This is a genomic window from Amycolatopsis sp. NPDC003731 (genome assembly GCF_053586895.1).
Map to the genome: position 1 here is coordinate 16,119 of NZ_JBSFNC010000123.1, position 11,409 is coordinate 27,527.

Genomic DNA, 11,409 nt, shown 5'->3' on the forward strand with positions numbered 1-11,409 from the left:
AGAGGAGCCACGCGTGTACGCACCCACGAGGTCGGTCGGCGTCCGGATCAACCGCGAGCAGCCGCCGGCCAAGCTGCGCGACCTCGCGCGTCAGGCCGAGGACGCGGGTCTCGACGAGCTCTGGCTGGTCGAGGACTGCTTCTGGGCGGCCGGCGTCGCCACGGTCGCGACGGCGCTGGCCGTGACGTCGACGATCAAGGTGGGCATCGGCGTGCTGCCGGCGGTGGCGCGCAACCCGGCGATCGCGGCGATGGAGATCGCGGCGCTCGCCGAGCTGCACCCGGACCGCCTGATCGCCGGGTTCGGCCACGGCGTCGCGTCGTGGATGCGGCAGATCGGCGCGTACCCGGAGTCACCGCTGGCGGCGCTGGAGGAGACGCTGGTGGCGGTCCGGCGGCTGCTGGCGGGCGAGCGCGTCTCGATGGACGGCCGGCACGTCCACCTGGACGAGGTCGAGCTGGTGTTCCCGCCGGCCTCGCCGCCCCCGTTGGTGGCGGGCGTGCGCCGCCCGAAGTCCCTGGCGATCGCGGGCACGGCGGCGGACGGCACGATCCTGGCCGAGCCGGCCCCGCCGGAGTACGTCCGGACGGCGCTGGCGGGCATCGCGGCGACGGGACCGCACGCCTTGGTGACGTACAACTGGCTGGCCCTGGGCGACCGCGAGCGGGCGCGCAGGACGGTCGCGGAGTCCCTGACACCGGGCTCGCGGGTGCAGGTCGAGGGCTTGCCGTTCGCGACCGAGCTCCTGGCGCTGCTGGATTCGACGTCCACAGTGGACGAACTGGCCGCGGGCCTGCGCCCGGAGTGGATCGACCGCTTGGCGATCTGCGGCGACCTGGACACCTGCGCGGCCGCGGTCCGGGCCCTGCACGACGCGGGCAGCGGCTCGGTGGTGCTGCTACCGCTGCCGGAGGAGGCCCCGGAACAGGCCATCGAGGACGCGGCCCGCGTGGCGGCGGCCGTGCGCGGCTGACTGCCTTCACACGAGCCCACGGCACAGGCGCCAACCGCTACTCCTGTCGCACGCCCGCGCCGTCGAGCGGGGACACTCCCCTGCGCCCCAACGCGTCGAACATCTCGTCGCTCTCCAGCTCGTGCCCCCGGTTGAGGCTCTTCAACAGCGCCGTGGAACCGGTCAGCCGGTCCGGGTAGTACAGCTCGGGTGCCAGGCATGTCGGGCAGTCGCGCAGTACGCAGAACGGCCACAGCGGCACGATGTCCTGTTGCCGGGTCACCAGGTAGATGCGCTCGTCAACCAGCGGGCGGCCCACTTCGAACCGCGTTGGCCGGAAATCCGGGTGATCCCCCATCAACGAGAGACCGGAGATCCGGAACATCCCTTTTCCAGGGACCCACTGCAGATTGTTCATGTGCACAAGAGTGTTCTTGGCCAGGAACGCACTCGAAGCGAGGCACCTGAGGAGAAGTTCTTCCAGTTCCGCCAAACTGCGCTCGACCTCCGCGCGAGTACGGGGCCCGCCACCGTGCCTGATCTTGTTTCGGATGGTCACCAGATCCCCCAGATCGGCCAGCAACCCTCTGCCACCCTTCCTGGCTTCGGTCGCGTCCGCAAGGCCAGCTGCTTCATGGCCGTTCTTCCGCGCATACGCCCCCGTTGCCCGGACGACGCCGATCCAGTGACCCAACGAGACACCGCCGGTACGCACGGCGTTGAACCAGTTCCCGGCTTCGCCGAGGTCCTCCAGCCAAGCCTGCTGAGTCGCGACCCCCAGCGCGGTGATGCCCAGCGACAAGATGAGTGATTCGGCACACTGGATGGCTGCCTCATGTTTTTCAGCAGGGGAAGAGCTGTGCCGAAATCTCCTGACAGCGCGGGCGATAGGGTAGGCGTAAGCCTCTTGGAAGAGTTGGTACGGCTCGCTCTGCTTGCTCAGCGTTTGCGCCACCAGCGAACTCAGGTCTGCGGCCTGCTCAAGCCGAGCACGGCGCTCGCGCCTGCTTCCGCCATCGAAGATGGAGCTTATCGACTGCTGAAGTTTCACCTGGACTCGACTCGCTTCGTCCAGTCCGACCTTCAATTGCGTGATGGAGGCCAAAATGGCTTCATCCGCACCCTCATACGCCGGTATGACAACATCTTCAAGCCCGCGTACCCGAATTCTGGGAATGATATCATAGCGCGGAAACTGTTTCTCAGCCTGAGCACTCGACAAGTAGAACGCCAGATATTCCGCAGCCACCTTGCCCGGCTTCAGCCTGATCACGATCGTTCCCTGACCGGCCTGCACGCCGTCGTAGCGAGCGGGAACAACCGTCCAGTGCCGCGCAGCAGCCAGGTCTCGGCCGACGATGTCCCCCTCTCGCAACAAGGAGACCAATTTCTTGGAAGGCGAACTTTCGGGAAGGGCCGCCACTTCGGGCAGGTCAACTCCGAACAGGGAAGGGTGGAGCACTTTTCGATTCGTCGAAGATTCATCGATCAGCAGGTTCTCATCGCCATCGCCCGGCTTGGCGCGACCGGCGAATATCTCCGCTATGTCGCCGAGCCGCCATCCTTCACGCAGGGCGTCCTTCATCTGAACATCGCGCCGATAGCGACTCAATGTCAGGTCGTAGTCGTGCTCTGCGATGACCGCTCGAGCAACACAGAAACTCTGGTCGGTGCCTCGACGTTTGCGTTCGCTCCCATTACGGTTCCGCCATCGTTGCAGGAGATCACCGAAGCTCTCCGCACTTCGTTCACCACCAGTCTCGGTAGCGTCGTAAAACCAGACCTGGCCAGTCCGCCCACTACCGTCGCCCCTGCCGAAGAAGAGAACTGACGTGGAAACTCCTGCATAGGGTTTGAACGCACCGATCGGCAGTTTCACAACCGCATCAACACGATTGTTCTCGACGAGAAGCCTTCGAAGATCTCGATGAGCTGCCGAGGTGCTGAACAGCATATTCTCCGGCACGACCACTGCCGCGCGCCCTCCTGGCTTCAACAGCTGAAGAGCTCTCGCCACGAACATCAATTCCAGGTTTCTGCTATCGACAACCTGCCGGAGGTCATCGGGCAGGTCCCCACTGTTCCACCAGCCGCCGAACGGCGGGTCGCTCATGACGATCGAATATCGGCCCGCGTGATCACCCAGCTCCTGGGCCAGAGCATCTCGACGGCGAACCTGAGGCGTCTCGACTCCGTGCAGAAGGAGATTCACGTAAGCTATCCGCAGAACCCTCGGATCGACGTCGAATCCTTGGAAGTGGTTATCATCGAGGCGCCCACTTCCACCCACCCCATCCGGCGCCCCGGACTGGCCGCGAGCGATGTGGGCGGCAGCGGAGACGAGGAACCCCGCTGTTCCACAGGCCGGGTCACAAATCTCGTCGGCAGGACCCGGGTTCATCATCTCGACGATGAGGTTGACGATATGCCGTGGCGTGATGATCGGCCCTTGCGTCCCGACGATGCGGAGAAGCATGTACTCATACAGACGGCCGAGGACATTCGAACCGACGACGGGCAGTTTGCCGAGGATGCGGAGAATTCTCGACAGCAGGCTGGGCTCGGTGATCGTGAATCGGGCCTCTTCGAGCGGGTGAAGCCGCCCCTCTTCACCGTGTCCGAGTTGACGAAGCCAAGGGAAGATGTCCTCGCTGATCGTGACAAGTGCGTCCTGGGCGGCCTGCTCCGTGAGGTATGCCCAAGACAGTTGTCGCGGGAAGCCGGGATGTGAAGACTCGGCGTCGCCCATCTCGCCCAGATGCCGGATGAGGATCAGGTAGCTGAACTGCTCGAACGCTTCGAACGGATCGAAGACGCCGGCGTCGCGGAAAGCCTCCCAGATGGCGTCGGCGTCGATCTTGGCGTCGGCTGAACTCATGCGCCGAGAGTATCGATAGCCGTCGAGGAAGGACTGCGTTTCCGGCCGATGGCCGGAAAACGAGTTCGCCGACCACAGCCGGCGTGTCAGGATCGAGGGATGCCGGTCGACCCGCACCTCCTGCTGGCCTTTCTCGTCACCACCGCGATCGCCATGGTGACGCCCGGCCCGGACATGCTCTTCATCCTCGGCTGCGGCATGCGTGGCGGGCCGAAAGCCGGGCTGCTGGCCACCGCCGGGGTCGCCACCAGCGAGGCCATCCATGTCGCCGTCGCCGCGGCCGGGCTGGCCGCGCTCTTCGCCGCCGTTCCCGTGGCCTTCACCGTCGTCCGGATCGCCGGGGCCGCCTACCTCATCCACCTGGGCGTCCAGGCCATCCGGAACCGCAAGCCGCTCGTGGAACGGAAGAGCGATCGCGCCTACCTGTCCGGCCTGCTCACCAACCTGCTCAACCCCAAGATGGTCACTTTCACCATCGCCTTCCTGCCGCAGTTCATCGACCCCGCCCGCGGCCACCTCTGGCTGCAGTTCGCCGTCCTCGGGGCGATCATGATCGTGTTCGAGTTCCTCGTCGACGGCACCGTCGGCGTCCTCGCCGGCCGACTCGGCGGGTGGGTCCGCAAGAAGAAGAACCAGCGGCGGATCGAGGTCGCCACCGGCGGGATCTTCATCGGCCTCGGCCTCAAACTGGCCGCCGACGCCTAAGCGCGCAGGCCGTCGACGATCACCGCCACGATCCGCGGCGCGCGCGCATCCCACTGCGCTTCCGGGATCCGGGACAGCGCCCCGAGCAGCAGGATGACGTCGGCGGCGTCGACACCGGCACGGATCTCCCCCGCGGCCTGCCCCCGGTCCAGCAGCGTTTCGAGCGCCTCGTCGAGCCGGTGGTGCTGGCCGTCGTAGAGGTCCTGCCACGCCGGCACCTCGATCGCCGCCATGACGCCGCGTTTCACGCGCGCGTACTCGACCAGCCGGTCCAGCCAGCGGGCCAGCGCATCCAGCGGGGAGTGTTCCGCCAGCAGCGGCGCCACCGTGCCGACGAGCTGCGTCAGTTCGGCCCGGTAAACCTCCGCCAGCAGGTGCTCGCGCGTCGGGAAGTGCCGGTAGAGCGTGCCCTGCCCGACGCCGGCGGCCTTGGCGACCCGGTGCAGCTTCAGCTCCTCGGCCGCGCCGTTGGACTCGCTCAGCTCGGCCCGGGCGGCCTCGACGATCCGGTCGCGGTTGGCGACGGCGTCCGAACGCGGCAAGACCGCCTCCTCGAATAAGTGGACAACTGTCCGGTAAGCTTAAGCGGACAGTTGTCAGTTTAGTGGGAGGTGCCATGTCGAACGGACTGGACAAGGTCGTCGCCATCACGGGCGCAAGCAGCGGAATCGGCGAGGCGACGGCCGTCGAGCTGGCGAGCCGCGGCGCGGCCGTCGTGCTGGGCGCCCGGCGCACCGAAAGGCTGGAGGTGCTCGCGCAGAAGATCCGCGCCGACGGCGGCCGCGCGGAACTGCTGGACGTCGACGTCACCCGCCGGGCCGATCTCGAGCGGCTCGTCGCCCTCGCCGTCGAGCGCTTCGGACGGCTCGACGTCCTGGTGGCCAACGCCGGCGTCGCCCGGATCGCGCCGATGAGCGCCCTCGACGTCGACGACTGGGACGCGATGATCGACGTCAACGTCCGCGGCGTGCTGCACGGCATCGCCGCCGCGCTGCCGGTGTTCCGCGCGCAGGGCCGCGGGCACTTCGTGACGACCGTCTCGACGTCGGGGCTGAAGATCGTCCCGACCCAGGCCGTCTACGCGGGCACCAAGAACGCCGTCCGCACGCTGCTGGAGGCGCTGCGCCAGGAGTCGACCGACGGCGTCCTGCGCACGACGTCGATCTCGCCGGGGTACGTGCGCACCGAACTGGTCGACTACGTCCAGGACCCCGAGCAGCGCGAGCAGGCGCAGCAGGCGATGGCCGCGCTCGGCATCGCTCCCGAGGCGGTGGCACGGGCGATCGCGTTCGCCATCGAGCAGCCGGACGACGTCGAGATCGGCGATCTCACCATCCGCCCCACCCGGCAAGGCTGAGCGGTGGGCGAGCGCGACTGGCGGGTGCTGCTGCTGGGCGGCGCGTCCGGCACCGGCAAGAGCCGGCTCAGCTACCCGCTGGCCCGGCGGTACGAGGTGCCGATCGTCGAGGTGGACGACCTCGTTCTCGCCGTGCAGCGGATGACCACCCCGGCGCAGCAGCCGCTGGTGCACTACTGGGACACCCACCCGGACGCCGGCAGCCTGCCGGTGTCGCAGGTCCTCGAGCTGCAGATCGCCGTGGCCGAGGCGCTGCGGCCGGCGCTGGAGGCGGTGATCGGCAACCACCTGGAGACCGACACCCCGGTCGTCATCGAGGGCGACTACCTGCTGCCCGCGCTGGCCGCGCAGGACTCGTTCGCCGGCCAAGCGGCCGGCGGCCGGGTCCGCGCGGTGTTCCTGCACGAGCCCGACCCCGGCCGGCTGGTGGCCAACTACCTGGAGCGGGAACCGGACGAGGGCGAACAGCACAGCCGGGCACAGGTCAGCGCCCGCTACGGCGACTGGCTGGCCGCGCGGGCCGGCGAACACGGGATCCCGGTCCTCACCGCACGACCGTGGACCACCGCGCTGGATCGGCTGTGCTCCTTGCTGGACGCTCCGCGCGGAGGCGCGGGCTAGGCCCGCGCGAGGAAGTCCTCCGCGATGTCCAGGGGATTCCGCTTCTCTTCGGTGAACTCGACGTTCAGCCGCGTCAGCTGTTCGGTGGTCAGCGCCGCCGAGACGCGGTTCAACGCCGCCACTTCGGCGGGCGACAGCGTTCCCTTCGCCACCAGGGGCACGATGTTCTGCGCCGGGAACATGTTCTTGTCGTCGACCAGCGGCACGAACCCGTTGGCCGCGATCGTCGACGATGTGCTGAACAGGTCCGCCACCTGGACGTCACCGGACTTCAGCGCCGCCACCGTCACCGGGCCGCCCGTGTCCGTCGTGCGGATTTCCTTGAACTCGCAGCCGTACAGCGACTTGATCTTGTCCTTCCAGCGGCTGCTCCACTGGCCCGGCCCGCCGAACACCAGCTCACCGCAGCGCTTCCCCAGGTCGGAGAACGTCTTGACGCCCGATGCCGCCAGCTGCGGCCCGACGACGAGCAGATCCTTGTCCTCCGCCGGTGCCTGGTCCAGCACCTCGAAGCCCGCCGGGATCTTCTGCTTCAGCTGCGCGTAGACGTCCTGGGACGTCGTCGCCGTGGTGTCCTTGTCGAAGTACCGCAGCAGGTTCCCGCTGTAGTCCGGGACCACCGACAGCGACTTGTCCTGCAGGGCCTTGACGACGACCTCGCGGCTGCCCACCGGCGGCCGCACCGTCACGTTCGTGGCCCCCGCGGACCGCAGCGCTCCGGCGTAGATCTGGGCCAGCAGCAGGCTTTCGCCGACGTCCGACGCGCCGATGATGATGTCGCCCGAAGCGCCACCTTCGCCGCCGCCCGCCAGCGGGTTGCCGCAACCAGCGGCCAAGACCAAAACCGCCACAAGGGAAACCAGCCGCTTCACGCCGTCACCTTCTTCGCGGCCGCCGCGAGCCGGACGCCCCGCGGCACCAAAGCGCGGTTCAGCAAGGAAAAGAGCAGGTCGAGGACGATGGCCAGCAGCGTCGTCAGCAGGGCGCCCGCGATGACCTCGGAATAGTCCAAAATGGCCAGTCCGTCGAGCAGGAACCGGCCCAGGCCACCGAGTCCGACGTACGCGGCCACCGCGGCGGTCGCCACGAGCTGGAGCACGGCGTTGCGGATGCCGCCGAGCACGAGCGGCAGGGAGATCGGCACCTCGACCTTCCACAGCCGCTGCCAGCCGGTCATCCCGACGCCCTCGGCGGCGTCGACCACGCCGTGGTCGGTCGCCTGCAGCCCGGCGTACGTGCCGGCCAGGATCGGCGGCACGGCCAGCACGACGAGGCCGATGATCGTCGAGGTGACGCTCTCGGTGAAGAGCAGGAACAGGAACGTCACGAGCCCCAGCGTCGGCAGGGCGCGGATGGCGTTGCCGACGCTCACCAGCGCGACGCCGCCGCGGCCGGTGTGGCCGACGAAAAGGCCCAGCGGCACGGCGATGACCAGCGCGATCACCAGTGACAGCCCGGTGTAGCCGAGGTGTTCCAGCAGCCGCTGCGGGACGCCGTCGGGCCCCGACCAGTGGGCCGGGTCCCCGAACCAGTGGAAGAGGTCGGTGATCATGCGGCTCCCACCCGGGTCCACGGCGTCAGCAGGTTTCGCGAGCCCACCAGCACGAGGTCGACGACCAGCGCCAGCAGCAGGGTCAGCACGATGCCGACCACGATCGGCGAGAAGTACTCGCGCTGGAAGCCGTCTGTGAAGAGCACGCCGAGGCCGCCGGTGCCGATCAGCGCGCCGACGCTGACCAGGCTGATGTTGCTGACCGACGCGACGCGCACGCCGGCCGCCAGCACGGGCACCGACAGCGGCAGTTCGACGGCGAAGAACCGCCGCACCGGCTTGTAGCCGACCGCGGTCGCGGCGGCGACCACCGGCGGCGGCACCGCGTCGAGGGCGTCGAGCACCGGCCGGACCAGCAGTGCCGTGGTGTAGGTGGTCAGCGCGACGACGACGTTGACGCTGTCCAGGATCTTCGACCCGATCAGGCCGGGGATGACGACGAACAGCGCGAGCGACGGGATCGTGTAGAGCAGGTTCGCCACGACCATCAGCACCTGCCGCGCGGGCCGCCAGCGGTGGCCGAGCCAGCCCGCCGCGATGGCCAGCACGATGCCGAGCACCAGCGGGAGCAGCGCCAGGTAGACGTGGTCGCCCAGGTCGCCGAGGATCTGGCCGCGGTTGTTCGCGCTGCTCAGGTACCGCCCGAGCTCGTCGAAGAAGCTCATGACGCCTGGGGCGTGCCCTCGATGACGTCCAGGACCTGCCGCGCGACCACGGCGCCGAGCACCCGGTGTTCTTCGTCGACGACCACGCCGAGGCTGGCCGGCGACGACAGCGCCGCGTCGAGCGCGCCGCGGATCGGCGTCCCCCGCACCCACAGCGAGCCGCCGGCCACCAGGTCGTCCTCGCCGAGCGGACCGTCCACAGTGGAGTTCGGGGGCAGCCAGCCGCGGGGCTGCTTCTCGGTGTTGACCGCGAGCCGCCAGCCGTCGCTCGCCGCGACCGTGGCGCCGACCTCGATCAGCTCCAGCTCCTTGACCTCGACCCCTTCGGCGGAGAGGAACGACAGGCCGCGGTAGCCGCGGTCACGGCCGACGAAGGACGCGACGAAGTCGTCGACCGGGTGCCGGAGGACGTCGGCGGGCGTGCCGTACTGGGCCAGCTTGCCGCCGACCCGCATCACCGCGACCTTGTCGCCGAGCCGGACGGCCTCGTCGATGTCGTGGGTGACGAACACGATCGTCTTGCCCAGCTGCGACTGCAGCCGCAGCAGCTCGTTCTGGAGGTCCTCGCGCACGATCGGGTCGACCGCGGAGAACGGCTCGTCCATCAGCAGTACCGGCGAGTCCGCGGCGAGCGCGCGGGCGACGCCGACGCGCTGCTGCTGGCCGCCCGAGAGCTGGGCCGGGTACCGCTTGCCGAGCTCGACCGGCAGGCCGATGATCTCCAGCAGCTCGGCGGCCCGCTTGCGCGCCTTCGCCTTGTCCCAGCCGGAAAGCAGCGGCACGGTGGCGATGTTGTCCAGGACCGTCCGATGTGGAAAGAGCCCGGCGTGCTGGATGACGTAGCCGATGCCGCGGCGCAGCAGGGCCGGGTCGCCCTCGGCGACGTCCTTGCCGTCCAGCAGCACCTGGCCGCCGGTCGGCTCGACCATCCGGTTGATCATCCGCAGCGACGTCGTCTTGCCGCAGCCGGACGGGCCGACGAACACGGTGATCGTGCCGTCTTCGACCGTGAGGTTCAGCTTGTCGACGGCGACCGTCCCATCCGGATACTGCTTGGTCACGTCGCGGAATTCGATGGTCACTGCCACTCCCCATGTCCCGGTGGATTCGACCGTAGCCGAGTCCGCGGTGGTTGGCACGCTGTTCCGAGGGGTGGCTACTAGGCTCAGAGTCCGTGAAGGCTCTCGACGACGTCCTCGCCGCGCACGGTGTCGGCGTCCGCCCGCTGTACCGCGTCCTCGACCTGCTGCGCACCGGCGACCACGACCTCGGCGAGCTGGTCCGGTTGAGCACCGCCCCGCGGCGCAGCGTGGAAGCCGTCCTCGCCGCGCTCGGCGACGACCTGGACCGCAGCGGCGACCGCCTGCGCATCGCCCCCGGCGTCGCGGCGTCGTACCTGCAGTACCGCGCGCCGCGCTACGCCGACCCGCTCGACGAAGCCGTCGCGGCGCACGAGCTGCTGCCGAAGGTCGCCGAGTGGGTGGCCGAGGTGCCGTCCCCGCTGGCCGCGCTCGACCACGTGCAGGCCGCGCCGGAGACCGTGCTGCGCCGCGCGCTCTGGCTGGACGCGCAGTACGACCTCACCGCCACCCGCCTGCTGTTCCTCGGCGACCACGACCTGACGTCGCTGGCCGTGCGGGCGATCTGCCCGTCGGCGACCCTGACCGTCGCCGACCTCGACGAGCGCGTGCTCGCCTACCTCGACGACCGCGGCGGCCGCGAGATCCGGACCGTGCACGCGGACCTGCGGGTCGGGCTGCCACCCGCGTTGAGCAGCGGCTTCGACCTCGTGTTCAGCGACCCGCCGTACACGCCCGAAGGCATGGGGCTGTTCGCGGCGCGCGGGGTGCAGGCGCTGCGCGAGCCGAGCGAGGGACGGCTGCTGCTGGCGTACGGCTACAGCCCGCGGCACCCGGCGCTGGGCGCGCAGGTGCAGCGCTCGCTGGCGACGCTCGGGCTGACGTTCGAGGCGATCCTGCCCGGCTTCAACCGCTACTTCGGCGCTCAGGCGATCGGCAGCGCGGCGGATCTGTACGTCTGCCAGCCGACGGCGAAGGCCAAGAAGATGCGCAGCGGCAAGGCGATCTACACGCACGGGCCGCAGTCGGTGGAGGCGGCCGGGACGAAACCGGCGCTGCTGGAGAAGCTCAAGGAGATCGCCGGCGCGGGCGGCCTCGCGCTGGAATCGCGGCCGGTGGACTGGTCGATCTCCGGCCCCGAGGGCGACGCGGTCGCGATGGACCTCTCGGCCGACCCGGGCCCGTGGCTGCTGCGGACGCTGCTGGGCACGAACGCCCGCCGCCTGGCCCTGCTGCTGCCGAACGCCCACCCGGACTTGGCGGACCAGGCGTCCCAGGAAGCGCTGGCGTCACTCGTCCGGGGGAAGTACGCGCTGCGGTACCTGCGGAGCACGCCGGACAACCGGCACGCGGTGGTGGTCGCGGAGGCGGTGGCGCACCAGGACGAGGTCCTGACCCGCGCCCACGCCCGGCTGGCGAACGTCTCGCTCGACGTCCCGGACGACCTGGTGGACCTCCGCCTGGTCGACGTCCCCCGCCACCGCCTGGCCGACCTGCTCGGTTCCTGAGCCTGCCGCAGCCGTCGTGAGTGGCAAGGCGGGTGCTAACCCCCTTTAACACACAACAACGGCCGCGCCAGGGCCAACAGGCCGAGAAGCAG

At 69.3% G+C, this 11,409-nt stretch carries 11 protein-coding genes; 5 read left to right on the forward strand and 6 right to left on the reverse strand.

The features are described from left to right. Positions 1-13 precede the first annotated feature (13 nt). A complete protein-coding gene (locus ACWDN5_RS35500; protein WP_449679356.1) occupies positions 14-973 on the forward strand; it encodes an LLM class flavin-dependent oxidoreductase in 960 nt (319 codons plus the stop codon). Between the two features lie 37 nt (positions 974-1,010). On the opposite strand, the gene ACWDN5_RS35505 is transcribed toward ACWDN5_RS35500, so the two are convergent. Next, positions 1,011-3,830, reverse strand: a complete 2,820-nt coding sequence (locus ACWDN5_RS35505) for an N-6 DNA methylase (protein WP_449679357.1) — start codon at positions 3,828-3,830, stop codon at positions 1,011-1,013. A gap of 99 nt (positions 3,831-3,929) precedes the next feature. On the opposite strand from ACWDN5_RS35505, the gene ACWDN5_RS35510 reads away from it, so the two are divergent. Continuing rightward, complete coding sequence (locus tag ACWDN5_RS35510; RefSeq protein ID WP_310973384.1) at positions 3,930-4,535, forward strand: LysE family translocator; 606 nt, start codon at positions 3,930-3,932, stop codon at positions 4,533-4,535. On the opposite strand, the gene ACWDN5_RS35515 is transcribed toward ACWDN5_RS35510, so the two are convergent. After that, positions 4,532-5,077 (reverse strand): TetR/AcrR family transcriptional regulator, encoded by a 546-nt coding sequence (locus tag ACWDN5_RS35515; RefSeq protein ID WP_449679358.1) that lies wholly within the window; start codon positions 5,075-5,077, stop codon positions 4,532-4,534. The genes ACWDN5_RS35510 and ACWDN5_RS35515 overlap by 4 nt on opposite strands. Positions 5,078-5,151: 74 nt before the next feature. On the opposite strand from ACWDN5_RS35515, the gene ACWDN5_RS35520 reads away from it, so the two are divergent. Both ACWDN5_RS35520 and ACWDN5_RS35525 read left to right on the forward strand, forming a co-directional pair. Beyond that, positions 5,152-5,892, forward strand: coding sequence for an SDR family oxidoreductase (locus ACWDN5_RS35520; protein ID WP_310973388.1), 741 nt, complete (start codon positions 5,152-5,154; stop codon positions 5,890-5,892). Positions 5,893-5,895: 3 nt separating this feature from the next. Then, positions 5,896-6,513, forward strand: coding sequence for a hypothetical protein (locus tag ACWDN5_RS35525; RefSeq protein ID WP_449679359.1), 618 nt, complete (start codon positions 5,896-5,898; stop codon positions 6,511-6,513). Here ACWDN5_RS35525 and ACWDN5_RS35530 read toward each other — a convergent pair. From ACWDN5_RS35530 to ACWDN5_RS35545, 4 genes are read right to left on the reverse strand one after another with little or no spacing between them, the layout of a single operon-like run. Next, positions 6,510-7,385, reverse strand: a complete 876-nt coding sequence (locus tag ACWDN5_RS35530; protein ID WP_449679360.1) for an ABC transporter substrate-binding protein — start codon at positions 7,383-7,385, stop codon at positions 6,510-6,512. The two genes, ACWDN5_RS35525 and ACWDN5_RS35530, sit on opposite strands and share 4 nt — an antisense overlap. Beyond that, the gene (locus tag ACWDN5_RS35535) at positions 7,382-8,065 is read right to left on the reverse strand and encodes an ABC transporter permease (RefSeq protein ID WP_310973394.1); all 684 of its coding nucleotides are present in this window, start codon (positions 8,063-8,065) and stop codon (positions 7,382-7,384) included. Before ACWDN5_RS35535 ends, ACWDN5_RS35530 begins: the two co-directional genes overlap by 4 nt. Continuing rightward, on the reverse strand, positions 8,062-8,730 hold the full coding sequence (locus ACWDN5_RS35540) for an ABC transporter permease (protein WP_449679361.1): 669 nt from the start codon (positions 8,728-8,730) through the stop codon (positions 8,062-8,064). Before ACWDN5_RS35540 ends, ACWDN5_RS35535 begins: the two co-directional genes overlap by 4 nt. Continuing rightward, positions 8,727-9,812, reverse strand: a complete 1,086-nt coding sequence (locus tag ACWDN5_RS35545) for an ABC transporter ATP-binding protein (protein WP_310973398.1) — start codon at positions 9,810-9,812, stop codon at positions 8,727-8,729. Before ACWDN5_RS35545 ends, ACWDN5_RS35540 begins: the two co-directional genes overlap by 4 nt. Before the next feature lie 92 nt (positions 9,813-9,904). Here ACWDN5_RS35545 and ACWDN5_RS35550 point away from each other — a divergent pair, with 92 nt between their 5' ends. Continuing rightward, positions 9,905-11,317, forward strand: coding sequence for a bis-aminopropyl spermidine synthase family protein (locus ACWDN5_RS35550; RefSeq protein ID WP_449679362.1), 1,413 nt, complete (start codon positions 9,905-9,907; stop codon positions 11,315-11,317). The last annotated feature ends 92 nt before the right edge of the window (positions 11,318-11,409 follow it).

Excerpts from the sequence above, each read along its gene's own strand:
- ACWDN5_RS35505 (WP_449679357.1), bottom strand. The coding sequence starts at position 3,830 with ATGAGTTCAGCCGACGCCAAGATCGACGCCGACGCCATCTGGGAGGCT.
- ACWDN5_RS35510 (WP_310973384.1), top strand. The coding sequence starts at position 3,930 with ATGCCGGTCGACCCGCACCTCCTGCTGGCCTTTCTCGTCACCACCGCG.
- ACWDN5_RS35520 (WP_310973388.1), top strand. The coding sequence starts at position 5,152 with ATGTCGAACGGACTGGACAAGGTCGTCGCCATCACGGGCGCAAGCAGC.
- ACWDN5_RS35535 (WP_310973394.1), bottom strand. The coding sequence starts at position 8,065 with ATGATCACCGACCTCTTCCACTGGTTCGGGGACCCGGCCCACTGGTCG.
- ACWDN5_RS35540 (WP_449679361.1), bottom strand. The coding sequence starts at position 8,730 with ATGAGCTTCTTCGACGAGCTCGGGCGGTACCTGAGCAGCGCGAACAAC.